The organism is Paenibacillus pseudetheri (genome assembly GCF_924513355.1).
GTDB classification, from domain to species: Bacteria; Bacillota; Bacilli; order Paenibacillales; family Paenibacillaceae; genus Paenibacillus_AQ; species Paenibacillus_AQ pseudetheri.
Genome location: NZ_CAKMAB010000039.1, coordinates 30677 through 57165, shown reverse-complemented (window position 1 = coordinate 57165; position 26489 = coordinate 30677). Strand labels below are relative to the sequence as shown.

At 39.7% G+C, this 26489-nt stretch carries 23 protein-coding genes; 17 read left to right on the top strand and 6 right to left on the bottom strand.

Features of this window, described 5'->3' with window-relative positions; genetic code table 11:
• The first annotated feature begins 313 nt into the window (after positions 1 to 313).
• From L1028_RS24995 to L1028_RS24960, 8 genes are all read left to right on the top strand, one after another.
• On the top strand, positions 314 to 1024 hold the full coding sequence (locus L1028_RS24995; RefSeq protein ID WP_234540612.1) for a copper amine oxidase N-terminal domain-containing protein: 711 nt from the start codon (positions 314 to 316) through the stop codon (positions 1022 to 1024).
• 401 nt (positions 1025 to 1425) lie between these two features.
• Complete coding sequence (locus tag L1028_RS24990) at positions 1426 to 1914, top strand: hypothetical protein (RefSeq protein ID WP_234540611.1); 489 nt, start codon at positions 1426 to 1428, stop codon at positions 1912 to 1914.
• Between the two features lie 314 nt (positions 1915 to 2228).
• On the top strand, positions 2229 to 2459 hold the full coding sequence (locus L1028_RS24985; protein WP_234540608.1) for a hypothetical protein: 231 nt from the start codon (positions 2229 to 2231) through the stop codon (positions 2457 to 2459).
• A gap of 1683 nt (positions 2460 to 4142) precedes the next feature.
• Entirely contained in the window at positions 4143 to 4463 is a 321-nt protein-coding gene (locus tag L1028_RS24980) for a DUF262 domain-containing protein (protein WP_234540605.1), read from the top strand.
• Between the two features lie 65 nt (positions 4464 to 4528).
• Entirely contained in the window at positions 4529 to 5968 is a 1440-nt protein-coding gene (locus L1028_RS24975) for an HNH endonuclease family protein (RefSeq protein WP_234540604.1), read from the top strand.
• A 199-nt stretch (positions 5969 to 6167) separates the two neighbouring features.
• Entirely contained in the window at positions 6168 to 8111 is a 1944-nt protein-coding gene (locus L1028_RS24970; protein ID WP_234540603.1) for an ATP-dependent nuclease, read from the top strand.
• Positions 8112 to 8113: 2 nt separating this feature from the next.
• Positions 8114 to 9976 (top strand): UvrD-helicase domain-containing protein, encoded by a 1863-nt coding sequence (locus tag L1028_RS24965; RefSeq protein ID WP_234540602.1) that lies wholly within the window; start codon positions 8114 to 8116, stop codon positions 9974 to 9976.
• A gap of 603 nt (positions 9977 to 10579) precedes the next feature.
• Positions 10580 to 10954 (top strand): hypothetical protein, encoded by a 375-nt coding sequence (locus L1028_RS24960; RefSeq protein ID WP_234540601.1) that lies wholly within the window; start codon positions 10580 to 10582, stop codon positions 10952 to 10954.
• A 134-nt stretch (positions 10955 to 11088) separates the two neighbouring features.
• Here the strand turns inward: L1028_RS24960 and L1028_RS24955 are convergent, their stop codons facing one another.
• Complete coding sequence (locus tag L1028_RS24955; RefSeq protein ID WP_036689594.1) at positions 11089 to 11487, bottom strand: cytidine deaminase; 399 nt, start codon at positions 11485 to 11487, stop codon at positions 11089 to 11091.
• 268 nt (positions 11488 to 11755) lie between these two features.
• Between L1028_RS24955 and L1028_RS24950 the strand changes: the two genes are divergently transcribed.
• Together L1028_RS24950 and L1028_RS24945 are read left to right on the top strand one after the other, a co-directional pair.
• The gene (locus L1028_RS24950) at positions 11756 to 12715 is read left to right on the top strand and encodes a methylenetetrahydrofolate reductase (protein WP_234540600.1); all 960 of its coding nucleotides are present in this window, start codon (positions 11756 to 11758) and stop codon (positions 12713 to 12715) included.
• 303 nt (positions 12716 to 13018) lie between these two features.
• Complete coding sequence (locus tag L1028_RS24945) at positions 13019 to 15007, top strand: elongation factor G (protein WP_234540599.1); 1989 nt, start codon at positions 13019 to 13021, stop codon at positions 15005 to 15007.
• 15 nt (positions 15008 to 15022) lie between these two features.
• Here the strand turns inward: L1028_RS24945 and L1028_RS24940 are convergent, their stop codons facing one another.
• Positions 15023 to 15361 carry a winged helix-turn-helix transcriptional regulator gene (locus tag L1028_RS24940; protein WP_042126439.1) on the bottom strand — a complete coding sequence of 113 codons (339 nt, stop codon included), beginning with the start codon at positions 15359 to 15361 and terminating at the stop codon, positions 15023 to 15025.
• Positions 15362 to 15512: 151 nt separating this feature from the next.
• Between L1028_RS24940 and L1028_RS24935 the strand changes: the two genes are divergently transcribed.
• The 3 genes from L1028_RS24935 to L1028_RS24925 all read left to right on the top strand — a co-directional run bounded on the left by L1028_RS24935 (position 15513) and on the right by L1028_RS24925 (position 18180).
• Entirely contained in the window at positions 15513 to 16424 is a 912-nt protein-coding gene (locus tag L1028_RS24935) for a DsbA family oxidoreductase (protein ID WP_234540598.1), read from the top strand.
• A 532-nt stretch (positions 16425 to 16956) separates the two neighbouring features.
• Entirely contained in the window at positions 16957 to 17592 is a 636-nt protein-coding gene (locus tag L1028_RS24930; protein ID WP_234540597.1) for a serine/threonine-protein kinase, read from the top strand.
• A 105-nt stretch (positions 17593 to 17697) separates the two neighbouring features.
• Complete coding sequence (locus tag L1028_RS24925; RefSeq protein ID WP_234540596.1) at positions 17698 to 18180, top strand: DinB family protein; 483 nt, start codon at positions 17698 to 17700, stop codon at positions 18178 to 18180.
• Positions 18181 to 18301: 121 nt separating this feature from the next.
• Here the strand turns inward: L1028_RS24925 and L1028_RS24920 are convergent, their stop codons facing one another.
• A complete protein-coding gene (locus L1028_RS24920) occupies positions 18302 to 18409 on the bottom strand; it encodes a helix-turn-helix domain-containing protein (protein ID WP_234540619.1) in 108 nt (35 codons plus the stop codon).
• 18 nt (positions 18410 to 18427) lie between these two features.
• Complete coding sequence (locus L1028_RS24915; RefSeq protein ID WP_234540595.1) at positions 18428 to 19174, bottom strand: response regulator; 747 nt, start codon at positions 19172 to 19174, stop codon at positions 18428 to 18430.
• 78 nt (positions 19175 to 19252) lie between these two features.
• On the opposite strand from L1028_RS24915, the gene L1028_RS24910 reads away from it, so the two are divergent.
• Together L1028_RS24910 and cls are read left to right on the top strand one after the other, a co-directional pair.
• Positions 19253 to 19765, top strand: coding sequence for a DUF2264 C-terminal domain-containing protein (locus L1028_RS24910; RefSeq protein WP_234540594.1), 513 nt, complete (start codon positions 19253 to 19255; stop codon positions 19763 to 19765).
• A 277-nt stretch (positions 19766 to 20042) separates the two neighbouring features.
• Complete coding sequence (gene cls, locus L1028_RS24905) at positions 20043 to 21497, top strand: cardiolipin synthase (protein WP_234540593.1); 1455 nt, start codon at positions 20043 to 20045, stop codon at positions 21495 to 21497.
• 85 nt (positions 21498 to 21582) lie between these two features.
• On the opposite strand, the gene L1028_RS24900 is transcribed toward cls, so the two are convergent.
• A complete protein-coding gene (locus L1028_RS24900; RefSeq protein WP_234540591.1) occupies positions 21583 to 22371 on the bottom strand; it encodes a YheC/YheD family protein in 789 nt (262 codons plus the stop codon).
• Positions 22372 to 22481: 110 nt separating this feature from the next.
• Between L1028_RS24900 and sbnA the strand changes: the two genes are divergently transcribed.
• Together sbnA and L1028_RS24890 are read left to right on the top strand one after the other, a co-directional pair.
• Complete coding sequence (gene sbnA, locus L1028_RS31560) at positions 22482 to 24749, top strand: 2,3-diaminopropionate biosynthesis protein SbnA (RefSeq protein ID WP_341482580.1); 2268 nt, start codon at positions 22482 to 22484, stop codon at positions 24747 to 24749.
• Positions 24750 to 24780: 31 nt separating this feature from the next.
• The gene (locus tag L1028_RS24890) at positions 24781 to 25746 is read left to right on the top strand and encodes a 2,3-diaminopropionate biosynthesis protein SbnB (RefSeq protein ID WP_234540589.1); all 966 of its coding nucleotides are present in this window, start codon (positions 24781 to 24783) and stop codon (positions 25744 to 25746) included.
• A 93-nt stretch (positions 25747 to 25839) separates the two neighbouring features.
• Here the strand turns inward: L1028_RS24890 and L1028_RS24885 are convergent, their stop codons facing one another.
• Entirely contained in the window at positions 25840 to 26475 is a 636-nt protein-coding gene (locus L1028_RS24885) for a TetR/AcrR family transcriptional regulator (RefSeq protein ID WP_234540588.1), read from the bottom strand.
• Between the last annotated feature and the right edge of the window lie 14 nt (positions 26476 to 26489).

Sequence of the window (26489 nt, the reverse complement as noted above, 5' to 3'; positions counted from 1 at the left end):
TCTGTTGTAAAATGATTCATAGGGAAGACCTCTCTTTGAATTGTTGTGTGGTAACTCAATTCTACAAGAAAAGGGCTTCCTTTTTCTATTTATCTATTTACACAAAATATTTTACGCTCTCTTCATAAAGGGTTATTTTTATTATTACGGGCTATATATCAAACTTCTCATAAGCCTGAGTATTTGTATTGGCTTACATTTTATAATGTATCGTTACGCAATACCTTTTTAAAAAATATATAGCGCAACATTTTTTTTAATTTCGCGTTATAAACATTGTGAAAATAATTGGAAGGGAATGAATTAATTGTATATGTCTATCATTAAAAAGTTGTTTCCTATCTGTTTAATAATTTTATTGATGCTTCCGAGCGTTAGTTCGGCTGCTTCTACAACTACCAACTCAACAACAAGATCTATAAACGTCAACATTAACGGATCTTTTATTTCTACCGATACTAATCCTTTTATACAGGCGGGTAGAATTATGGTTCCAATTAGAACGCTTGCTTCCCTCGGACTCAATTATTCGTGGGACGCTAAAAGCCACACTGCAACAATTACTAATTCTTCTAATGAAATATTTCAAATGGTTCAGGGTGAGAGTATTGCTTATAAAAATGGGGAACCTGTACAAATGGATAGTGAAGCAAATAATTATAATGGTCGCATGATGGTCCCCGCAAAGTTTGTTAGTGAGGCTTTTGGATATAGCTTATACTATGAAAAGACACGAGGGATTTTATTCATTCAATCCAAAAACTTTATTCCTGATCTCAGCGCAATAAATTCATCAGACTTAAAGCAGGCGCGCCTGGCATCCATTTCCTTACCAATTAATTACTCATTTAAACCTGATGTAAGTGCAGAGAGTGATAATTCTCAATACTACACGTATACATTTGCCTCCAAAGAGACTACTCGCTATACCTATAGTAATGGGACAGTAACAACAGTGGTTGAGATTAAAGATGGAACCGCAAAGGCCATATGGCAATTTTCTGATGTAAATATACCTGGTTAGGATACCACTACGTTGGGCGGCAGTAGACCTGAGTATATTTCCAATATTTACAATGATTCTTATAATTATAATAATGGTACCTATATTGGTTATTACAGGCTTAGTGATGGAACTGGTAAAAACATTTAAATACACAGGCCTTAATTACGGTGATATTATTCAAAGCATTCCACAGTAAACAAATCAAAAAATAAGACGCTCCCCCTATCTGTTTAGTAGTGATTGAAACGGATGAATAACAACCTTAACGGTAATAAGGAAGACCATATGTATTGAAGGATACTTTAATGGAATAAAAACAATGTAGGTAACTTTGTGTCATTTATGTAGGCAACTTTATGTCAACGGACAGACAACGGCTACAGAGTAAAGAGCGAGAAAACTTTTAGGAGTGAACAAATATGCGGATGTATTCTAAAAGTATTAGAATATTGATTGGTATGGTTTTTATCGTTTGTGTAGTAGGAAGTGTAATGAGATTCCAAAGCACGTATGCTAAAAGTACGACTAATCAAAGCCACACTAATTCTACTAGCTATCCTGAAAATGAACATGGACAGACATACGGTTCTGCTGAAGAAGCCAGCTCCATTGAAATGCTACCTGATTTAATCCATGCAGGAATTATGAATGGCATTAAAGGCTATCTGCTGAAAAAAGATTATCTCGGTGGACCTGGCGATATCCCAGTGTATGATGTTTATGGGAAAACCATAATTGGTTCTTTTCATATTGGCGCTAAGAATATGAACTATCCTAAAAATAAAAACGGAAAGACATATGGTTCTAGCGCAGATGCTACTTCTCCAGAAACGGAACCTGAATTAATCAGTGCTATAGGTGTGGATGGCACTGAAGGATATGTGGCTGAAAAGAGACTTAGACGTTGAGCTACCAAAATCACCCGAGGAAGCCATTGCGATACAGAACAGTAGATCACCAGGTGGTCGTGATATTTCGCTGTATGAAGTTGATGGTGAAACTTTAATTGGTGTGTTTCATCTTGGAGGAAAGTAATAAAAAAGTATATTAAGCGTTCCGCTAACGAGGAACGATAGTTTAATAAGAGAGAAGTTTCATTACTAAGCATCAACATCTGTTCCTCTCCACAAAATGATTATTTAGGGTGGTCTATTGCATATCTACGAGTCACATTGATTATTTCTGTAGCACTATTGGGGCATGGTAGAGGGAGCGTGATGTAGTGGAAAAGATAGCTGGAATTATTGTAATTTTTATTGTTGTTATGATTCCTATGTATGGAGTATTAATATGGACTTATTTTTGTCCTGAGGATAGTTTATTATGGGGGAAACGATGGCTGTATAAAGAAGAGCCTGAAATATCTAATGCGGCAATTCGCTTTGCTAAAGTATCCTCATTGACAGCTATTGTGGTGCTGACTATTTTATTTGGAGTCCTAATATTTAGTTAGCATCAACATCCGTTTGTACTTTTTTGATTCTCGTGATACCTCAATCTTGTTCAAATAAAATCGAGGGTTGTTCCCTATAGTATGCAAAAAGCGGTTAAGCTAACGGGACACGTTTGTTCAATTAACAATAGTGGGAAACTGCCGGCACAATCGGTAGCCTTTCGTTCACCTAACCGGCAGGTTAATTCCAATATATGGAACTATTTTATGGAGGTGTATTTATGCAGGAACTGGATCATGGTCAGATTGACAGCTTATTAATTGGTACTGGCTTGGCTTGTGAAGTTCATGCCTCATCAGTCGAATGATCCGGAAGAATATTAGCGGGCATACTTTGTGGGGAAGTCGCTAAATCCGAGTTGTCTGTGAGGTTAGGAAATTATATAACCCGTACGTTTGAAAAATAGTGAAGCACTTTTCTTTTTTTAAGGCAATAGAAATGGCTCGGTGAGCTGCTATGAGTTCATGATCCGTTAAGTTTTTAATGCTTGAGAGTGATTTATAAGTCTTAGGAGGAATAAATTGAGCTGTTCATCCTTCGTGAAAACAGGGACAGCCTCTAAGAAAGCGGGAAGAGTCCTAAACCATAGACCAGATTTTTGATTAAATAGAGATCGTTGAAGAGGGATGTATATTATGCGAAAATCATGAATACTACGAAAATGCCCTTTTTCTCAAGTTAAGTGAAAAATATGATGCTCTAAATTAATCTTCTGAAATTTTTCTCACACTAAATGAAAAATCTTTGTTGATTATACAGGACTTTTTGATGTTTTTTTCTCATTTAAAATGAAAAATCACAAATGTGACTATGCACAGCTACTAAAAGCAAGCGATCATGTAATCCTTCAAAAGGTTTGGAAAAACGTGATTAAAGGTTGGAGTTTTTTGTCGCGCTAACCCGCATCACTACTGGGCTGGATTCAAAAAGATTGAACAAATGATTGCGACGGAATAGGCGTTCGTACTTTTGTGAAGAAATCAAAAATCAGAAAGTATCTCCCGGATAGATTTCTCCGCAGGGAATATCATGTTGTTCATCATAGAAATCATGTTGAGTAGCCTGTGTTTCTTAAGCTGTTTGTGCTCCTCTTCCATTATGAAAGATAGAAAGAATACAGGTGTAGACGTCTAATATAACATTGCATACCATTAATCTAATTGGCGGTCGACTTGAAATGATAACATGACATGAATGGAAAGCTCGTAAATTTACGAGCCTTTTTATGTTTGCTTGGTACTCCCATGATTTTGACAGATTGATGAACAGACTTAGGTAACACTAAGGTGCGAGAACATGATAGCATCGGTGACAAGTGATCACTTGGATTATTCATCATGATGAAGGAGATAGACTAAATGATCCAAATATGAAAGATAGCACTGAGGTAAACGTCATCACATAATAGGATATGCAAATAAGTAGACCTTTTTGAAAGGTCTGCTTATTTGCATATAACGATTTTTAAGGAGCGTGTTAAGGAACTATAAGTGTAGCATGAAGAGTCGTTGTAAACATATTCTAGCTTTAAGGCTGTTTCTTATTCAAATGAGAAGAAACTATACTATAATGTAGAATGGTGTTAAAATTTGGATGTGACTTCTACATATATATTTTTAGTTTTTTGATTCTTAGGTACATATAAAAATTTTTAGATACGATATTAATCAGGAGGTACTAATTTGAGCGCAATAACCCCTAAATATTTTACATTGGTGGATTTACTTGTGGGAAAGCTCTTCAGAATCCCCAATTATCAGCGAGCATACAGTTGGGAAAATAGACAAAGGCAAGATCTTTTTCAAGATATCGTTAAATCTTGCAATACAGGAAAACATCATTTTATGGCAACTGTGGTTTGCTTAATGAGGAAAGATGAAGTTAAGACATTAGGCTCACAAGAGTTGAAAATATATGACATTGTAGATGGACAGCAACGTTTAACTACACTAATTGCCCTTATTAAAGCAATAGTATTGAACTTGCATCAGGGAATGAGCTAGATAAAAGTGAAGGTATCGAATTAGAGAAAATACTCGTTAAAGGGGCTACGAAGGATTTAATTTTATTGCAGACAAATCATAATGAAGCAGAGATTTTTAGCGATTATCTTGTATCGGGAAAGATCCCAGTGAAAACTGAATTAAAAACTCAATCCGAAAAAAAATTTTGTGATTTATTCCATTCTTGTAAGAAGTTCATTAATGAAAGGAAGATAGAATCTAAGAATAACGATAAATGGTTAATTGAATTGTTGTTAGTGATTAAAAATAGATTGGGTTTTATTTTTTATGAATTGGAAGACGAAGCAATTGTATACACTGTGTTTGAAGTTTTAAATAGTAGGGGACTCGAGGTAAACTGGCTAGACAAAACGAAAAGTGTACTTATGGGCATAGTTTATGAAAAATCGGTCAGCAATTTGAGCCTGAAGGAAACTATAAGTTCATTACAAAATTATTGGGGTAAAATTTATCATGTATTGGGATTGAAGGAACTAAATGGTGATGAAATTTTAACATATGCTTCAACGCTTATGTCTCCAGAAGATAGCATTAAAGCTAAGCTTGTTAATTTACAAGATTCCTTAGATCTATTTAAGTCATTATCAAATAGCGATGTAGGAAACGCACTGAAAATTGCAAGAATGATACTTAGAGTCGCTAATAATTACAAAAAATTGTCTAGTATATCTGAGTACCAATTTTTTTATTCGATTTCTCAATGCAGGTTTTTGTATATTTCGTTAATGTTAAATGATATTTTACAAGATGAAGATAAACAAGAAATCCTAATTCATTGGGAAAAAGTGTCTTTTAGAATTTACGGATTAATGGGTAACGATTCAAAGAAAAAGCTTGGTGACTATATCAAACTTGGAAGAGAAATATACTATAACAATATAAAGAACCCATTTAATCAAAAGGTCAAAATAGATGACTATAACAAATTTAATGGGTTAAGTTTAAAAGACAAGATAATTCATAGGATTCAAGAAATTGGTAAGGAATCAGCGATTGAAATAGCGATTGATCGACTAAAAGAAAAGAATTGTTATATGAATTGGGATATGGAATTGAAGTATTTCTTTTATAAATACGAGCAATATATTTCCGACAAAAAGAATGCAAGTTATAATGACAACATCTGGACAAGTATATTTAATTCTCCTTCGACCAAATCTATTGAGCATATTGTTCCACAAAATGATCCGCGTAATCTCTGGGCAGATGTTATTGATAGAAGTCAAGATAATTATGAGCTGCAAATAAACCGAATTGGTAATCTGCTAATTCTTCCTCCTAATTTAAATAGTAGGTGTAGCACAAAGGATTTTAGTGGGAAGAAAGTGATTTATAAGGAAGCATTATCACATGTTGTGAACGATGTTATCTATGATAGTTATATTCCGAATGGAGATGCAGTTGAAAAAACTGATTGGTCTATGACTCAAATTGAGCACCGGGAAAATAAGCTTATTAATGCTGCTCTTGAAATATGGTCGTAATTTAATTTGAAGTCATAAAGCGCCTGCAGAGGTTCAATTTCCTGCGGGCTTTTTAATTTCTATAAGGCACGGTGTAGCTTTATTGAGCCTAATTTATCATAATTATTTATAAAGGGTAGAAAAGGTATTATGCCCTTTGTTGTCGAATGATGGATTTAAATAGCAATTATTTCATATAAATTGTTAAAGGGGTTTTAGTATGTACTTATCAGAACTTAGTATATGGAATTTCAGAAAATATGGAACTGATAAAACTGATGTACAAACAGGAAGAGCTAAGCCTGGGTTATTTCTTAAGTTTAATTCAGGGTTAAACTTAGTATTGGGTGAAAACGATTCAGGAAAAACGGCTATTATTGATGCAATCAAGTTACTTCTAGGTACACAAAGCAATGATTTTATAAAAATAGAGTACGATGATTTTCATTTGGCTTCGGGAAAGACAGAAGAAGAACGCACGGATACTTTGGAGATTCATTGCATTTTTAGGGATTTAAAACCGATTGAAGCAAAAAACTTTATAGAATGGCTAAGTATTGAAACAGTTGGTAAGGAGAATGAATATTACTTGAAGGTTTTTTTGAAAGGAACGCGAAAAGGGAGACGCGTTTTTTTTGATGTGAAAGCCGGGACTGACGAACAAGGCAATCAAATGAATAGTGAAGCTAGAGCACTACTTAAATCAACTTATCTTAAGCCATTAAGAGATGCTGAAAATGAAATGACGCCACGTAAAAACTCTCGTTTATCTCAAATATTAGATAATCATGATGCATTCGAAGATAAAGAAAATCATCATTTAAAACGAGCTATGGAGCAAGCAAATAAATTTATTCTCCATTATTTTCAGGGTCATGATGATGAGATAGGATTGGAAGATCAAAATGGAAAGTTGCTACTTGAAGCCATAAATACATATTTAAAAGAATTTTCACCTATTACATCACCCCTTAATTCGGTATTTTCCGTATCAGACATGAGGTTGAAATCGATATTGGAAAAGTTGAGCTTAAGTCTCTCAGATAATAAATATGGACTTGGTTCACATAATCTCTTATTTATAGCGGTTGAGCTTTTGTTATTGAATCGAAAAGAATATACGGGATTAAAAATCGCGCTTGTCGAAGAAATTGAAGCCCATATTCATCCACAGGCACAGCTACGTCTAATTGAATTTCTTCAACGGGAAGCTACCGATCGGGGCATACAATTAATTTTAACGACCCACAGCACAATCCTGGCATCAAAGGTTTCTTTAGATAATTTAATTTTGTGTAATAATGGACATTGTTTCCCAATGGATCCTAGCAGCACGAAATTGGAAAAGGGTGACTATTCATTTTTGGAACGATTCTTGGATTCAACTAAGGCAAATTTATTTTTTGCAAAAGGTGTCATTTTGGTGGAGGGTGATGCTGAGAATCTTCTTATTCCGACAATTGCTGAGTTAATAGGAAGACCATTATCCAAATATGGGACAACAATTGTTAACGTTGGAAGTACAGCATTTCTTAGATATAGTAAGATTTTTCAGCGTGAGAATGAAACATTAGGGAAAATGAATATTCCAGTATCTGTAATTACAGATAATGATGTCAAACCGGACATTTATAAAACTATCAATGCAGATGCGAAAACACATAGTAATTATATTGACGAGGATCCGAGGCAAAGTAAAATTGAACTTTTTTCAGGTCAAACGGTAAGAACGTTTGTATCGCCATATTGGACGTTAGAGTATGATCTGGCGTTAGGGGGATTTACGAGGGAATTGTATCAAGCGATTTTATATGCTAAAAAAATACAGGGCAGCGATAAATACGGGTTAACGGACAAAAAACGGGAAGAATGCGATGAAGAATTAAATGAAAGATTAACTGACTGGAAAGATAGAAAACTTTCTAAGGAACAAATTGCTTTCAATATTTATCAAGGTATCATGCAAAAGTCGACAGATAAGGTATCGAAGGCAATAGTTGCACAATGTCTGGCTGAGATTCTACAATCATTGCTAGAAAAAGAAAAAGAAAAAGAAGAAGAAAAAGAAGAAGAAAAAATAAAGGATCGTATTTTAGGGGACGTAAATTTAAAGTATATTGTTGATGCAATACTCTACGCAACTGATGGAACTGAGGGAGAATAGTAATGTTTACAATAAATGATGATGATATTGAACTGTCAGAACGTTTGTTGTTACCTGATGGACAGACCTTTGATGAGGAAAGACGTAATGTCATTCGGTGTATGGACGCCGTTGACATACAGGCGTGTCCAGGGAGTGGGAAAACCACAACGTTGTTGGCTAAGCTTTCAATTCTGGCGCGGCAGCTTCCATTAAAAACAAATCAGGGTATATGTGTGTTGACCCATACTAATGTAGCAGTTGATGAGATAAGTAAAAGATTAGATGGGAAAGCAGACGTCCTATTGAGGTATCCCAATCATTTTGGTACAATTCAATCTTTTGTTAATAAATTTTTGGCAATACCTGCTTACATTGATATATTCGGGAAAAGACCAGCGCGCATTGATGACGAGATATTTCACGAATATATAAATAGACGAATGCGAAGTTTGGACAGGGGAACACAAACCTGGCTGAGCAGTAATGGAATTAATCTAGCTGACCTGAGATTTAACTTACAGCGACTTGAAATCTCTAAAAAAATAGACGGTCCAATCATAATGCGCCCTGAAACTAAGACCTATCCAAAGTTGAAGGATTTCAAAGTAGGAATTATGAGAGAAGGCATGTTGTGTTATGATGATGCCTACTCTCTGGCTTATTGGTATGTACGACAATATCCAGGAATAAAAGAAGTATTTTCAGAACGGTTTTCATATGTCTTTATTGATGAAATGCAAGATACGGATGCAAAGCAAAAGGGTATCTTGGATCAAGTTTTTGATCCTAGCAAAGTGGTTGTGCAAAAAATCGGAGATAGTAATCAAGCGATCTATGACTCGGCTTGGCAAGTAGCTACTGAAAGTCTAAATATTTCAGGTAGTATGCGTTTTTCTAATGTAATTGCTAATACAGTGAAAAATATATGTTTGAATCCACAAGTTCTTAAAGGGAACCCTAGTGTACCGGATATTTCCCCTAAAATCATTGTTTTTGATGACGAGTCAATCTCTAAGGTAATACCTAAATTCGGTGAACTAATATTTGATAATAATTTGCATATGCTTAATCGAAAAGTCTATAAAGCAATTGGAAAGGTAGGTCGACCGAATGTAAAACGCACTCTGCCAGCATATTTTGAGCCGTATGGAAAAATAGATAATCATAAAAATCAAGATTTCGAGAGTCTAAGTGGTTATGTAAGAATGGCGTCTGGAAATCAAAATGGTGATTCTGTTGCATCGCTACGCCTTTATGTTATTAGATCAATATTGAAGTCTCTACGCCTGTTAGGTGTAAGAAGATCCAACCAGGTAGCTTATACCGAAACGACATTTATGGAATATCTCAAGAATGAGCAAAAGAATTTTTCTGAGGAATTTAATCTCAAATTAACAGAGTGGTGTTTTCAATTATATGGAGGCGAGGACATTACGGATGAATTAAAACAATTCATCCGCAATAACCTATGTGCTTTTTTTGCGGTAACGGTAAACGCTGAGTTAGAATCTTTTTTGGACGATATAGCTGATACTGAGTCAAGGGTAGAAAACCAGAAAGCTAATATTTATATACATGAACGAGGAACTAATAAAGTCGCAATTGATATTGCAACCGTTCATAGTGTAAAAGGAGAAACGCATACTGCAACCTTATTTTTAGAAACCTATTACCGAATGTTCGATGTTGAATCGATTATTGAATATATGAAAGGAAACCATAAGCCTCCTAAAAATATCACTACCGAAGATAGCTTGAATGTAGCGTACGTTGGTATGACCCGGGCTACACATATGCTATGTGTAGCTGCTCATAAGGATGGATGTAATAAACATCTAGATAAGCTCGCCGAAGCCGGTTGGGAGATTCACAATATTTACTGAATTTACATCTAAAAAAAACGATTCGAGCAGCACGATTTCACTGAAGCCTTCTCTAGATACGGGCACGTAAACAAAGGTCTAACAGTGAATCCTTTTATCATTGATGATTTTTCCCTCATGGATCACAGCGCATAAAATCAAAGCCGGCATCGATTAATAGATGCCGGCTTTGATTTATTAAAACAATGTGTAGTGCTTAATGTATAAGGTGCGTTTGATAGTAGATAAGAGTCTGCAACCTTTTTGATGAAAAAATAGGGGTGACGAAAACCGGTAACGATGACCATGCTTTTAGGAACACACGAAATTTTTAGCAGGCTTTATGCACAGATACAAGGTTGTTCAATTTCAGAGGACAATAGTCCATGGAATTTCAACCTTTTGTATAAAAGCTATTAAATTTATCTGAAATGAACCCTTGATTTTACTGGATTATTTCGTGTGATTTGTTCAAACTTTAAGAAGAATAACAGATCATCGAGAGGAAGTGTTAACCTTTTATCTCAATGGATCGCTTGTTTTTTTTATTTATTGATGATGTTATAAGAAACAAAAGAAAAAAGAATCAAAAATTATAGATAATCATTGAGAGGTTTTAACTATATGAGTTTGATAATTAGTGTAATTCAAAAGGGAAGTATAATTGTAGATACTAATTTTTTGGAGGAGCAGGTACCCGCACCACATAATAATTTGTTTGGTTTCGAATCATGCAGAAAAACTCTCTGGGGAAATGATTTAATTAGTGAACTCGGATGTGAGTTAATATATTCTTTAAAGAATACGAATATTTTTGCATTTGATGAAGGAATAGAAAAACTGGAAAGTGAATTCCTTATTTTGCTTGATAATTTAGATGCTATAGAACTACATACAGACTATGATAAAGAATTTATTGAATTTAGTGTAAGAAATGCTTTGGAAATGATAAAGGTAGTACTTAAAGAAAAAGATAAGGTCGGAATTGCGATTTGGTAAGTCACAACGTATTTACGTGGTGTGTCTGGTCTGTGAACTCTGTGTTCTGACTAAGCTTTTTAACACAAAAACACGCGTACTTGTCTAACACAGGTACGCGTGTTTTTGATATTCCACTATGGTAGGTATTATTTTTACATATCTAAATTTTTGAATGCGTAAGGCAATAAATCCCTTAAACTCAGCTCTAAGATTTCTTTTTTCTCATTGGTTAAATAGACAGGCATGTCGGGCAAACAGAATTCCGATAATACTTGTCTGCAGATACTGCATGGCGGCAGAAAATCCATTGTGTCACCTGCTACAGCTATAGCCTGAAAATCACCTTTAGTATAGCCCTTTGTAATAGCTGTGAAGATTGCTGTTCTCTCTGCGCAGTTAGTAGCACCAAAAGATACATTTTCTACATTTACTCCATTAATAACATTTCCATCTTTAAGTAATAAGGCTGCTCCAACTGGAAATTTAGAATAAGGGGCATAAGCAGCTTTCTTTGTGTTACGTGCGCTTTCCATTAATTCTTCTTTATTCATAATACTCACCCTTTTTAAATAAGAATGAACCTTTCGGTTCCCTTATCGCCAACTTTAAGGTAGGCAGGACTTCTAATATTATAATCAGACCAAATGGTTGTCAACATTAAAATCTAGAAGTTCCGCCTCCATGATGTACTACTACGATAAGTACCAATAGGGAATCATAGCTTTAAGATATAACTAGATATAGTAAATATAAGTTATACATATTAAGCCTGCCATGGTAGCCTTAACTTAAAAGAGACGTGTAGAGGAGTTTTTTATTTTGGGAGCGGCAGAGAGTACATTTAAACAAAAAATATTGAGCAAGAAACCTGGTATTTTAACATATGGAATGACACCACCGAAGGCAAGCCATTCACCAGAAAAGATATCAGAAATTGCACAGAAACAGGTTGAAAGACTTAAAAACGTTGATTTAGATGCTTTAATTCTTTACGACGTCCAGGAGGAAGCAGAGAGAGTTGATCATGAAAGACCTTACCCATATTTACCAACGATTGATCCGGCTGTCTATGGTGATAAATATCTAAGACAAGTGGAGGTCCCGAAAATAATTTATCGGTGCGTTGGTAATGATACAAGAGATTCGTTCGCGGATTGGATTAAGACTGACGAAAGTGAAGACAGATTTTCCGTGTATGTGGGCGCTTCATCAAGTAAACAAGAGGTGAAATTGAATTTACCAGATGCTTATAAGCTAAGCAAACAGTTAAATAGTAATTTAACTTTTGGAGGAGTTGTCATTCCTGAAAGACATATAAAAAAGAATGATGAGCATATACGGGTTGTCGAAAAGATTAACAATGGATGCAACTTTTTTATCACTCAGGCGACTTATAATGTAGAGGCATCAAAGAATTTATTGTCTGATTTATATTATTACTATACAAATAAGGGTTTTGAAATGGTTCCTATTTTATTTAATCTTGCACCATGTGGCACAGCGAAAACATTACAATTTATGAAATGGTTGGGGATCAGTATCCCGGGATGGTTAGAAAACGAGTTGAAATACTCGAACGACATTTTGGATAAATCCATTCAGCTATCTCAAAAAATATTTGAAGAACTATTTGAATTCGGGCTGGAGAAGGGAATTCCAATTGGATGCAGCATTGAAAGTGTTTCAACAACTAAGTTGGAAATTGAAGCATCCATTCAGCTTGCTAAAGATGTAAAGGCATTTCTAGATAAAAAGCTGTTGAGTCTAGAGAGTAGATGATTTATTGGTTTAAGGAGATTAGAAATATAAAAACTAACTATTCATTAAGCCGGTAATCCTTTCTGTTAAGGGTTACCGGTTTTTTATAAGTTAATAGGGATATGATCATCATCTCAAGAGCTGGTCTAGTGTCTTTCTTGCATATTATTCTAGCTAAATCCTTCATCGAGGATGGTTATGTCATTGGATAATATGGATCTTCGGGCGTTACCGCATGCTGTAGGTGGTGAGAGATTCTGTACAAGTTACTAGATTTCGGCTACGATTCTTATATAACAGATTGACTGAATGGATGGTAGAAATATGTATTGTAAACTGTCAGAAGCATCACCAATCACCATCGGACTGCTAGCTCATGTTGATGCCGGCAAAACCACCTTCGCAGAGCAGCTCCTATACCATGCTTCCGGAATTAAGACTCGGGGGAGAGTCGATCATCAGGATGCCTTTTTGGATAGTCATGAGATGGAGCGGGCACGGGGGATAACGATTTTTGCTGACCAGGCAGTGATGAAATATAACGAACAATCGTATCAGCTCATTGACACACCGGGGCATGTCGATTTTTCAGCTGAGATGGAGCGCGCTTTACAGGTCATGGATTATGCGGTAGTCATCTTAAGTGCTGTGGAGGGCATTGAAGGGCATACCGAGACGGTCTGGCAATTGCTACAGGAATATGGCATACCCACTTTTATATTTATTAACAAAATAGATCGTACCGGTGCTGACGTCCAGCGTGTGCTAAAAGCGTTAAGGCAGCAATTTTCGCCGGATATGTTGTATTTGGCAAAAGGTCTAGATCAGAGCATGCTGCCTGAAGAGGTCATTGCAGCCGTTGCTGAGCGAGATGAAACCTTGATGGAGGCATATCTCGAAGACAACATTTATCCTGGGCAGGTATTGGCTACGCTGAAACAAATGGTTAAAGAACGGGTGGTTTTTCCCGTTATGAGTGGAGCAGCTCTATTGGATCAGGGGATTGCGGAATGGATGCAGACGATGCAACTACTAATGGAATCGACTTACGAAGTAAACGCAGTGTTCGGAGCACGAGTATATAAGGTGCGTCATGAGCTGCAAGGCACGCGACTGACTTTTATGAAGATATTAGCTGGAAAGTTACGGGTACGGGAGGATCTCTGCTATAGCACTTCAGAACATGAGGAGTTAAGCCAGAAAATCACTTCTATTCGTATCTATCATGGGGGGAAATATACTTCATGCGATGAAGCCTCCGCGGGACAGCTTGTTGCCGTTACGGGCCTAACCGATGCAGCCATTGGACTGGGTATAGGTAATCATTCAGATCGAGTAGAATCCCGTCTTGTGTCAGCGTTGAAATCCAAAGTTGTATTCAATTTGGGGATATCATCCAGAGAAGTGCTACGCTACTTCATGATCCTGCAAGCCGAAGACCCTACGCTGCAAGTGACATGGGAGGACAAGCTGGAGGAGATTCATGTTCATGTGATGGGAATGATCCAGCTAGAGGTACTTCAGCAGGTGGTATTAGACCGTTTCCAGCTCAAGGTATCGTTCTCCAAGCCAGAGATATTATACAAAGAGACGATCGCAGAGATTGTGATTGGTTGTGGGCATTTCGAACCTCTTAAGCATTATGCAGAGGTGCATCTCCGGCTTGCGCCTGCGAAACGTGGTGAGGGAATTACATATCGCAGTACATGCCATGTGGAGCAGCTCAGCACAGGGTATCAGCATCTCGTCGGTCAGCATTTACTTGAAAAGGACCATCGTGGAGTTCTTACCGGCTCTCCCGTCACCGATCTGTATATAACGCTTTTAACCGGGGCAGCTCATCAGAAGCACACTCATGGCGGTGATTTTCGGGAGGCGACACTGCGGGCACTGCGGCAGGGATTGGAGCAAGCGAATAAGATTTTACTGGAACCTTATTATCAATTCAAAATCAAAGTCGATGCAGAGCTTATCGGACGCGTAATGTCTGATATACAGCTGGCCCATGGTGAATTTGACCCGCCAGAAATGCTAGGTGAATCGATGTTTATTCAGGGACGTGCGCCTGTCGCGACGTTCATGCATTATACAGTAGAGCTTGCTTCATTCACGAAGGGCAAGGGAGCAATCTCGATGAAGTTAGGCGGTTATCAGCCATGTCATAACCCAGAACAGGTCATCGCAAGGATTGGATACGACCGCAGCGCTGATCCTGAGTACACCTCCAGCTCTATGTTCTGTGCAAAGGGAGCGGGATATAGCGTTCCTTGGGATGAAGCGCCTTCGTATATGCATTTGGAGATTCAGGAATAGGAGTGAGAAAGCAGTCTAGGAATTATCCTTCACCCCAATATTTCTTTGTCCCCATTCAACAACGGATTCAATTAAAGGCACTAATTCTTTTCCAGATGAAGTCAGAGAATACTCAACTCTTGGTGGCACTTCGTTATACTGCTCCCGATGAATGATTCCATATTCTATAAGATCCCTCAGTGAGTTGGTTAAGGTAGTCCCTGTTATTCCATGCAGTCTTCTTTTTAACTCGTTATAGCGTATGTTGTCGTTCTCACTAAGAATGGCTAGGATCGGGAGGTTCCACTTTCCGCTGATTACATGGAATGCGAAGGTTGCAGGACATAATTGATCAAGTCTAAATTCGTATTTCATACATAACTCCTGTCCAATAGTATTATTAAAGATACTTAGTATTAAAAATAAACGTACTTGTTTGAATTTGTATTGGTATTATAATACTCCCATACAAAGAACTTCTACAAGAGGGCACTTTCTTTGATTCTCCAGCGAAAGGTGATTATATATGAATAATTCAAATATGATGTGTGACCTTAAAACCGGTGTCTGTGGGCCAGGGGATGAAGAGCAAATGGAAATGATCGACTTTAATCTACAGTCCCCCAAAATCACACTTTACTATGCAACAGATCCAATCTGTTCCCACTGTTGGGCGCTTGAGCCGGTACTCAACCGTTTTATTCTGCAGTATGGTCAATATTTTAACGTGAAGACGATTATGGGTGGTTTGCTTTCTAGCTGGCATGGTTTTGCAGATGTCTCCAATGGCATTCAGCAGCCTTCAGATGTTGCGGAGCATTGGAGAGAAGTCGGTTTACATTCACGTATGCCTATCGATGGTTCTTTGTGGAAAAACAATCCGATTCTTTCTTCGTACCCGCCATCTAGAGTATACAAGGTTATACAAAATATATATCCGGGTAAAGAAAATGAGTTTTTGCGTCAGGCAAGAGAAGCTGTATTCGCCTTCAATCAGAATATTGGAGAGGAGCAAACATTAGTTGATATAGTCAACAACATTGGGCTAAATGGCGAAAAAATAGTGGCGGATGCTGCTCTTGGATCGGCACAAGATTTGTTAGAGCAAGATTTTGAGTTAGCAGGCAGACTTGGTGTACGTGGATTTCCAACCATTATCATGGTGAATGAAGAAAATAAAGGTGTTAAAATTGTGGGGGCACGATCATTAGAAGCCTATGTCAACGGACTTCAACAAGTTTACAATGGAGATGTAAAAGCTGAAAATGTTCCATCTCTCTCTGAACTTATCAAGGAGGGAAACATTTTGTTCTCCAAGGAAATTGAAGTGTTGTATGATATTGAATCTAGTGATATGGAGTCATTTATAGCCACGGAAATGATAGAGGGGTCATACAGTATTAAGCGTGTTTTAGGTGAATCATACGTTGTATCTTAATTATAATGAAAGAAGCCAGTAGGCCAGAGGTAACTTTGGACTTACTGGCTTCTTTCAAGTTGAATTCATTTTTAAATTTCTGTTCGATGTAATTATCTAAGTATCTACGAATTCTAATACATTATTGTTATCGATCTCCAATCGCCCGTCATTCATGTACGCCATTAGCTTTTCCCATTAATTCAAGCTGTAAACAATCGCTTGCCCTGTTACACTCTTCGTAATGACTCTAGGTGGTAAATGTTCCGCGTGATCTGTATGATCTGCTGCTGTTCAACAAGATTACTTCGGAGCAGGTTGCAGAGGAATTCCGGCAGAAGGCAGAAGAGATTCTTGATTGAACAACTAATAGGATAAAGGGAGTACGAGTTATGAACTGAGGAAACAAATGAGCAATAGCCTAGAAGAACCGGATAGCAGAGGCTATTCGGTTCTTCTGGTCCTTCTTTATATAAATTAGCTGATTCTAGTATTTTGGCGTAAACTAGGAGGATAGAACCAATATTTGAGCTGAGCTGCGGGGTGAGCAGGAATGGAGAAGTTGCTGGAATGGATAACGGGTGAGCTGATGGCAAAGGCAACTATAGAGAGTATTGATCCGAAGGAACCTGTGAAGGTCCTCAGCGTACCGAAGCCCTGGGAGGTACTCGGAACAGGGAATTATGCCGCCGTATTCTATCATCCGGAAGCTCCTGATTATGCAGTGAAGGTATACGCCCCAGGAAGGCCGGGCCTCACGGAAGAAGCTGAGGTATATCGCCGCCTCGGTCGTCATCCTGCATTCTCCGAATGTTATTACAGTGGTCCTGACTTTCTGGTCTTGAAACGGCTTAGGGGAGTCACTTTCTATGACTCTATGAAACGGGGAATTCTTATCACCGAGCAAGCCATAGAGGATATTGACAGCGCACTTGACTATGCCCGGTCCATGGGGCTGCACCCGCATGATGTCCACGCCAAGAATGTAATGATACAGGATACCCGCGGCCTGATCGTTGATATATCCGATTTCCTGAAGGAAGAGGATTGCATTATGTGGGAGGATTACAAGACGGCGTATTACCGCCTGTACCGGCCGATTGCCTCCCGCTGGAGGTTTCCGGTTCCCCGTCTGGTTCTGGAGACGGTACGCAGAGGTTACCGGTTGTGGCGGCGATGGAAGGAATAGGATGCTAAACTTTTTAGACTATTTGTAACAGGCCCTGTGACAGGTTATAATTTAATTGGTATGACTACGTAATCGTTGCCAAACGACTAATAAAGGGGATTTCAAATGTACAGAACAGTTCAAGATTTTCTAGGAGAATGGGCAAGCGCTTCTGCAGGAACAATTCGCGTTCTTGAATCGCTTACCGATGATAAATTAGATCAGGTAATTGTTGAAGGCCACAACTCATTGGGATGGTTAGGTTGGCATTTGGCAACCTGTCCGATGTTCTTTGGTGGCCAGGTAGGGTTAACACTTACTCCAGTAGGCAATCCGAAGGAAATTCCGGCTCATGCGGCTGTGATTGTTGAAGCTTATAAGAATATCGCGGCTAGTATTGCTTCTGAGGTTGAGAAATTAACGGACGAGCAAATGGTTGAGAGTGTACAGACCTTTGTAGGATTAATGCCTCGTGGTGCAATGCTTAGATCGCTTATAGATCACCAGACACATCATCGTGGTCAAATGACTGTTCTCTTACGTCAAGCAGGTCTTCGTGTACCTGGCGTAATTGGCCCTACTAGAGAAGAACAAGCTCAAATGAAATAGTTACTGGTGCTTGTTTCTAGAGATAGCTTACTTAATCGGGATGACACTTCAACAAAAAGTCTCGTTTCCTAGACATTTGTCTTGGAAACGAGACTTTTTGTTGTCGGATGGAATGTCACTATTAGCCTGCTTCAATTTGTTGTATATATTCTCTGGGTGAGATCCCCGTCACTTTCTTGAAGACCTTACTGAAATAGAAGGCACTTTCATAACCGAGTTTTTGGGAAATTTCGTAAATCCGACCTTCTCAAAGCATCATCATTTCCTTGGCCACAGTGATTTTAGTTTCCGTGATATATTCTACATAATTGACTTTAGCGACTTTGGAGAACAGATGGCTCAAATAGTTTGGACTGAAATTGAAGACATCTGCTACTTGATTCAGTGAAAGCTTAGTGCCGAGATTTCTTTTGATGTATTCCTGGACATTTTTGACGATTTGTTCTTTATAGCTTTGTCTTCGAGTAGAGAGAATTTCCGAGCAGCCGTCACGGAACTGAATCAACCAGCCGGCGATCTCTTCAATTGTATGCATCTGATAGATGGCCCGGTAGCCTTCCGGTTCATTTTCGAAGATATGCTCTACAATGTTTTCTCCATCCGCAAGAAGCGAAGTGGCCATATACAGAATATTGCAGGCAGCATCGGTGGCAGGTACCAGTAAGTCAGGTCGGTCTTCGAAGATTTCAATCATTTTGGAGATGATGGTGTATAAAGCAAGGGTATCTAGTTCTTCGAAAGCACGGCGGATCTCCGAACGGGATTCAGAAAAATCAAACAACGGATGCTCCTGCTCTAGAGGTTCATTCTCATCGAAGAAGACAAAAGAACGTTCTTTCACGGCAACTGGCAATGCCTTTCGAGCTGCCAGGTAGCTCTCCCGCAGTAAATAAGGGTCCTCGACGGCAAACCCTATGGCACCAATAATCGTTACATTGAAATAGTTATGTAATGCGGATGCCATGTCGGTAAGTTGCTTTTCAATGTCAGACATCCAGTAACGGGGATCGACTTCGGGGACAGGTAGAGCAACGGCGAAATTACGTAAGTCAAGACTGGTTACATAGCAGGGTTGTATAGAAGTAAGCGTGTCCTTTGCGCCAATGTCGAGGTTCAGACTTGGGTTGTCGCCGGACTTCCTTGGCATATTCGGATTCATCGAGTCGAAACTGGACGGTTACTGGATACCGCGGAGGGCGGTTTCGCACTTGGCCAAGAGAATGAAATGATATCGAAGATTGAGGCATCTGGCGCGATGGCCTCCACTGCTTGGGGAACCAGCGGAATCAAGGATTTGCTAGGTTGTCGGAAGGGTGAGTTGGTCTGGCCGAACGCCAATACGAACCTGCTTCACCCTCGAACGGTGCTACCGATGCTGACGACCACCCTTGAGCCGGGAATTCATTGGCTTGCTTCGGCCGTCTATGGTTGTCCTTCAGAGGGGGCTTTGGATATTCAGGCTGATCAAGCTGGTGAGGTCCTTAAGCATTCACCTGAGCAAGATTTGAAAGTTAAGTTCAGCGAGGGAACAACGTTAACCATTGTCACTCATTCTGGGAGAGAAATCGTCCTTAATTTACAATAAGTTATTTAAATATTTCTCACACTAATTGAAAAGTCACAACAACAGCTCTGATGCAGAACTACTGCATTAGGGCTATTGTTTTTATGTGGATTTTTATGAATTTATCTTTTAATTATTGAGTTTTTTATCAAATGTTTTCTTAGGTGGACAATTATGCTATAGTACTCTATCTAGTCATTTACAGAAGTATTGATTTATCAGACGATGAATAAACTGACTTTTGGCAAAACTAGAAATACCGACATCTATAGAAAGATAAGAAAGGCAGGAACTCCTTATGGACAACGGCAGTCTGGTCACATGGATACTTTCATTTGTTATGATTATAAACATATTACTCTCTGCAGGTTTTTTATTTTTTGAGAGGAGAGATATTGGTTATACGTGGGCGTGGCTTATGGTTTTTTATTTCATTCCCATTTTGGGCTTTATTATTTATCTCTTTCTTGGTCGTAATTTAGCAAAAAAGAATTTCTTTGGCCTTTCAGCTGAAGAAAGTAAATATCTACAATCAACTGTAGATCATCAATTGGCTATATTAAAGGATCAACGCGAGAATCAGAACGCTTTGTTAACGAGATATGCTGATTTGATCCATATGAACCTTGTTTCATCGAATGCGCTAATGACAACAAATAACGAGATAGCTATTTTTAACGATGGGAAACAAAAGTTTGATTCTTTATTTAATGATATTAGAAATGCCAAAAAAGAGGTCAACATTCAATATTACATCATCCAGCCTGACGATTTAGGGACAAAATTAAGAGATGAATTAACTAAAAAAGCCAAAGAAGGCGTAAAAGTGAGGGTTCTCTATGACGAAATCGGCTCCAAGAGACTTTCTCTTAAGTTCTTTAAAGAACTACTTTCTGCTGGTGGAGAAGTAGAGGTATTCTTTCCATCACTGCTTAGACCGATAAATTTTCGAATGAACAATCGAAATCATAGAAAACTTTGTATCATCGATGGGGAAATTGCTTATATTGGTGGATTTAATGTGGGAAATGAGTACTTAGGTATAGATAAAAAGTTTGGCTATTGGCGGGATACACATTTTAGAATGAAGGGGAATTCTGTCAATCAGATTCAAGGAAGATTTATTCTGGATTGGAAACATGCCCGGAAACACGAACAGGTAAGCTTCGATCAATTTTCCTTTAATACGGAAGGACATGTCGGATCAAGTCCCGTTCAAATTGTGTCTAGTGGTCCTAACTCGCTAGTTGAGCATCTTAAAAATATGTATATTAAGCTGATCTTAAATGCCAAACGGAGTGTGTATATTCAGACGCCATACTTCATTCCAGATAGCAGTTTTATGGATGCATGTAAAATTGCACTACTATCCGGTGTGGATGTACGGATTATGATTCCAAATAAGCCTGACCACCCTTTTGTATACTGGGCCACTTGGGCGTATGCAGGTGAACTATTGAATTATGGAGCGAAAATTCTGTTATATGAAAATGGTTTTTTGCATGCCAAGACGATTGTGGTAGATGAAGAAGTAGCATCCGTAGGGACAATGAATATTGATTCCCGGAGCTTTAGACTCAATTTCGAAGTTAATGCCATTGTTTATGATGAACAAGTTGCTAAACAGCTTCAAGAATTGTTTCATGAAGATAGCCAGTTAAGTACAGAGCTTACCCCTGAACGTTATAAAGAAAGGTCCATAATTATCAAATTTAAAGAGGGGATTTCTCGTCTTTTTTCGTCTATCCTCTGAATACACTGACATATACACCGTACAAAAGGCGAGCTGTGGACTTGAAAATTCACAGTTCGCCGCGGCCCATGGATTCTACTATGCTTCACACGACACCCTGTTTTGATTTCATGCACTTAAGATTGTATGTGCGACCGTATCCTTTTGCATATCTGACAATTCGGTCAATCATACGGGTGTCTTTCAGCTTAGTAAACGGGCACGGATCGGGAGCCGTATTCACTTCCAAAATCCATGGCTTGAGACGTTGATCTAAAGCAATATCTACACCGATTTCCTGAAGGCCGGGATAGACAGTGCTAAGCTGTCTGGCGGATTTCACTCCTATTTGCTTCAGGGATCGGATCAATATGGTACAATTCTCTGCGCTTGTGTAGGCTTTCAATAATTCCTCAACCGGATAAATCGTTCCTCCTTGACTCCCGTTTGTAACTACTTTGCGAGGATGCGCCACGCGTCCTGCAACCCCCGTTGCTTCCCACCCACCCTTAGAATTTCGCTGCACCATCACCCGGATATCGAATGGGCGGCCATCGTACACCAACAGCCTGATCCCCTTTTGAACTAAATAGGACTTCCCTTGGGCTTCTCGTAAGAGGACTCGATATGCCGTGTCGTAATTAGAGAATTTGTGTACGTGTGTACCGGACTGATAGCTGTATTGTGCACGAGCGAGTTGAACCCGTATCACGCCCTGGCCTAAAGATCCGCAGCAAGGCTTAATATACACCATCTTATATTTGTGTAGCATCTCATAGAGAGTGTTCTTATCCATTTTTCTTGTAAGCGGGACATATTTATTTAATTCTTGATTTCTAACCAGCACCCTTGTCTTCGTCAACTTATTGGATATACGACTGATCTGCTTCATCATTTTGTCCCTCCGTCTTAAAAGATCCATAGGCTATATTACGGAAATGCCTCAGCTTTTGATTGGGCAACCACCGAATTGTAGAACACACTGAAAGAACTCTACATATGATTATGGTAGGTATTTATCTATGGGCTGCAGCTTGCGGTCAACAGGAGGCGGCCATCATGCTGCTCGACAAAGACAAATTGCAGGATAAGTTGCTTGAAGTAATTGAGATATTTCCCTGGTATAAGGGACTGATCGGCGGCGAAAGAACGAGTTATAGCTTAGAGGCGCTTCCGCTTATGACGTCGACAACGCTAGATACCTATTATTATAATCAACCCATTGATCCTTCTTTGACCGTATATAGGACCTCGGGTACAAGCACTGGCCGTCGAAAAGCCATACTTTACTCTAAGGAAGACGATAAGCACTATATAGATATTAAAACGAAGCTGTATAGTGATCTTATTGCGGGAAGTGGATGCGTTAGCGCTTTGGCGGATATGGGTACTGGGCATGCGGCGAACACTGCGTTGTCCATTTTTGAGCGGTTAGGATTGGAACATCATTCAATTCCCTTCGAATTGCCGATTGAGCAGCATATTGAACAGCTTCAAACCTTCAAGCCTGACTTACTCTACACAATGCCTTCCATCCTTGATCATATCGTACATGCTACTAGAGATCCGCGGGCTTTTGGAATCCGAAAGATTATTTTGGTAGGGGAAATCGCCTCATTAGGGTGGCAGCAGAATATGGCCCGTCTGTTCGGTCTTGAACCGTGCGACATCATAGATACGTATGGCTCTATTGAAATAGGCACGATTGCTTATTATTCACATGATCATGGCAGGTATATTTTTGCTGATGGGATTTTTGCGGAAGGGATCGGGACGCAGGAGATTGGCGAAGAACTAAGTCCGCTTAGTAATGATGAAAGTGTTCTTGTTCTTACCTCCACGGTTCGCAAAATGCTGCCAGCTATTCGTTTCGTTACCTATGACGTTGTAAGGGACTTTAGGTCTGTGATGATAGATGGTGTGGAGAAGCAGAGCTTTAGTTCTATCGTTAAACGGGTGGGTCGGGAGCTGAAGCACGGGGAGAAAATCAGCCTGTACGATATCGAACAGGTCGTATACCGACATATTGAAGATGCGATCATTCGGGTCAAAGTGAGGAAGAACGCGCTGAGCGTTTATATCAAAAGTAAATCTGCGGATAACACCATTGTCCCGAAGATCAAAGAGGAAATTAGGGAATGCATTCCGGAAATCGGCATGATGATTCGAAACCATCTGCTGGATGATATTGAGGTCATTATAGTAGGCAAAGACGAGCCGATGGACAGCGGAAAGGTTAAGAACAAAAAGCTATATTACCAGAAAGATAAAGATCGCGCAGAGTTGGACCTCACTGACGGTATTTTGTCGACTATCGGAAATACACCCTTAATCAAGCTGAAGAGCTTGTTTAATAAAAGTGAGTTTGACGTCTATGCAAAAATGGAGCTGATGAACCCGGGGGGCAGCGCCAAAGATCGTCCCGCCCTGCGGATGATTCAAGAGGCATGGAAGGAAGGAACAATAGGTCCGGGAACCACCATCATTGAATCGAGCTCTGGAAATATGGCGATCAGCTTGGCCATGATTTGTAAGTATTTGGGGATGCGTTTTATCAGCGTTATTGATCCTAGAACCACGGAAACGAATCTGCAAATTCTGAAGGCGTTGGATGCCAAAATCGACTATGTCGCCAATCCCGATCCCGTAACAGGAGAGTTTCTTCCTGCTAGACTGAAACGTGTGCAGCAGTTATTGGCGGAAATACCGGGCAGCTACTGGCCGAATCAGTATGCGAACGCAAATAATTATTTAGCTCACTACCATACGACAATGAAAGAAATCGTGACTGATCTTGAACGAGTGGATTATTTATTTTGCAGTGTTAGTACATGCGGAACCATACGGGGTCTTGCGGAATACGCAAGAGATCACGGACTTCGGACCAAGATCGTGGCTGTCGATGCAGAGGGAAGCGCGATTTTTGGCGGAAATAAGAGTACACGGCGCTTCCCGGGACTGGGTGCCGGCATCGTGCCACCTTTTTGCAGAGCAGATATAATCGACCATATCGTGCATGTCTCGGATTCAGATATCGTAAAAGGTTGCCGGATGCTGGCGCAGAACGAATCCATCCTGGCTGGCGCATCCTCCGGGGGAATCATTGCCGCCGTTAAGCAGATGGAGCCGGATTTGACTCCGGGAGCTGTCTGCGCAGTCATTCTGCATGATAAGGGAGAGCGCTACCTCGATACCGTATACTCAGACACATGGGTTCAGGGCCAGTTCGGACGGGAGCTTTGGACTGAAGGCGTCGATGTCCCTGAGCTGTAAGAAAGGGTATATTTCGCAAGGAGGCGACGGTATGCTGTACTTAAATGATCGAGATATACAATCAGTAGGTGTGGATTGGCCTACTCTTGTGGAGTCTATAGAAACTGCTGTGAATATCATTGATTCAGGCGATTACGTGCAGCCGGTAAAGCCTTACCTAAGGTATAAGAATCCACGAAACCGGATTATTGCAATGCCCGCCTACTTAGGGGGAGAGGTCAACGCTGCGGGGATCAAGTGGATTTCTAGCTTTCCGGATAATATTCAGATGGGTCTTCCCCGCGCGCACAGCATCATTGTATTAAATGACCCAAGTACAGGCCAACCCTCAGCCGTCTTGAACTCGCCGCTCCCCAGTATCGTAAGAACTGCTTCCCTCAGCGGAGTGATGATCCGTTACTTTATGCAGGCACGTTCAGTGGAACGGATTCATCTCGGTATAATTGGTTGGGGCCCTATTGGGCAGTATCATACTCAAATGGTTACGGCTCTGTACGGAGATCGAATCGAGCGTATCCGAATTTTCGATATCAAGGGAGTAGACTTATCAGGAATCTCATCTCTCTATAGAGATAGGATGGAAGTGGCTGAGACGTGGGCGGACGTTTATCAGCATTCGAATATCTTTATTACTTGTACTGTATCAGAACATCGGTATATCGATCTGTATCCTGAAAAAGGTAGTCTTCTGTTGAATGTTTCACTGCGTGATTATAAGCCGGAGGCGTTAGCTTCTGTAAAAGCCATAATCGTCGACGATTGGGATGAAGTGTGCCGGGAGAATACGGACATCGAGCAGCTTCATCTGAAGCAGGGGCTGACTCGTGACGGCACGCAAATGATTACCGATGTCGTCTTGCGCCACAGCCTAGCTGATTTCGGCGAAGATGAACCGATCTTCTTCTGCCCGATGGGGATGGCCGTCTTCGATATCGTTACAGCGGTGTATTACGTGAACAAGGCGAGAGAAAAGGGGATAGGGACCGAGCTGGAGTAAGCTTGAGAGCAATCTGTCCATCCATTAGCGATAATGGTATCGGGACCCTCCCGAAGAGTTCAACACCGTGTTCCTAACGCCCTTTAAGTGAAGTTAAGGGGTTTTATAATCCTGGGAATGCCGTACACCAAACATGATGAAATCCTTGAATTGCCGGTCCGTTGCCCGGTCTTCCTCCGTAACCACACCGCCCCGCTGATGCGTAATAATAACGGCTTTTTGTAAATACATGAAATACAGATGGGTGGACTTCTGCAGAATGTTCAGCCACTTATTTTTTTCCTCTGGAGCCACTGCTATTGTCTCAAGAAGTATAAGCCGTGAATACCAGCCTTCCATGGCCTTCTTAAAGTCAGGCAGTTCTGCAGGATTCTTAGAAAGCGTGCTGTAGTAAACTCCAAAAATGGCATCATAGTAGATCAGTGATTCCTGATGATCTCTTAAAGCCAAATATTTATCCAGAATGTTCTCCAGTGATTGTACCGGCTGTTCAAAATCAAAATCAAACAGCAGCTGTCCAAACATCCGCTCCAGGTTAAGGGCATAGATCTGAGCGGCTAATTCTTCTTTGTCCTTATAATGATGATACAAAGTGCGCCGGGAGACCCCGGCTTGTTCTGCAATTTGAGCCATATCCGTGCGCTCAATTCCTTGAGCACAGAACAAGCTAAGCGCTGTATCCTTAATGATTTCCCTCGTCATTTGCATCTGCTTTTCACGCAAATTCATTAATTTTCTCTCCT

What these genes read in the sequence shown, in the direction of transcription:
- L1028_RS24995 (WP_234540612.1), top strand. Translation starts at nt 314, where the DNA reads ATGTCTATCATTAAAAAGTTGTTTCCTATCTGTTTAATAATTTTATTG.
- L1028_RS24990 (WP_234540611.1), top strand. Translation starts at nt 1,426, where the DNA reads ATGCGGATGTATTCTAAAAGTATTAGAATATTGATTGGTATGGTTTTT.
- L1028_RS24970 (WP_234540603.1), top strand. Translation starts at nt 6,168, where the DNA reads ATGTACTTATCAGAACTTAGTATATGGAATTTCAGAAAATATGGAACT.
- L1028_RS24965 (WP_234540602.1), top strand. Translation starts at nt 8,114, where the DNA reads ATGTTTACAATAAATGATGATGATATTGAACTGTCAGAACGTTTGTTG.
- L1028_RS24960 (WP_234540601.1), top strand. Translation starts at nt 10,580, where the DNA reads ATGAGTTTGATAATTAGTGTAATTCAAAAGGGAAGTATAATTGTAGAT.
- L1028_RS24955 (WP_036689594.1), bottom strand. Translation starts at nt 11,487, where the DNA reads ATGAATAAAGAAGAATTAATGGAAAGCGCACGTAACACAAAGAAAGCT.
- L1028_RS24945 (WP_234540599.1), top strand. Translation starts at nt 13,019, where the DNA reads ATGTATTGTAAACTGTCAGAAGCATCACCAATCACCATCGGACTGCTA.
- L1028_RS24940 (WP_042126439.1), bottom strand. Translation starts at nt 15,361, where the DNA reads ATGAAATACGAATTTAGACTTGATCAATTATGTCCTGCAACCTTCGCA.
- L1028_RS24935 (WP_234540598.1), top strand. Translation starts at nt 15,513, where the DNA reads ATGAATAATTCAAATATGATGTGTGACCTTAAAACCGGTGTCTGTGGG.
- L1028_RS24930 (WP_234540597.1), top strand. Translation starts at nt 16,957, where the DNA reads ATGGAGAAGTTGCTGGAATGGATAACGGGTGAGCTGATGGCAAAGGCA.
- L1028_RS24925 (WP_234540596.1), top strand. Translation starts at nt 17,698, where the DNA reads ATGTACAGAACAGTTCAAGATTTTCTAGGAGAATGGGCAAGCGCTTCT.
- L1028_RS24915 (WP_234540595.1), bottom strand. Translation starts at nt 19,174, where the DNA reads ATGTCTGACATTGAAAAGCAACTTACCGACATGGCATCCGCATTACAT.
- cls (WP_234540593.1), top strand. Translation starts at nt 20,043, where the DNA reads ATGGACAACGGCAGTCTGGTCACATGGATACTTTCATTTGTTATGATT.
- L1028_RS24900 (WP_234540591.1), bottom strand. Translation starts at nt 22,371, where the DNA reads ATGATGAAGCAGATCAGTCGTATATCCAATAAGTTGACGAAGACAAGG.
- sbnA (WP_341482580.1), top strand. Translation starts at nt 22,482, where the DNA reads ATGGTAGGTATTTATCTATGGGCTGCAGCTTGCGGTCAACAGGAGGCG.
- L1028_RS24890 (WP_234540589.1), top strand. Translation starts at nt 24,781, where the DNA reads ATGCTGTACTTAAATGATCGAGATATACAATCAGTAGGTGTGGATTGG.
- L1028_RS24885 (WP_234540588.1), bottom strand. Translation starts at nt 26,475, where the DNA reads ATGAATTTGCGTGAAAAGCAGATGCAAATGACGAGGGAAATCATTAAG.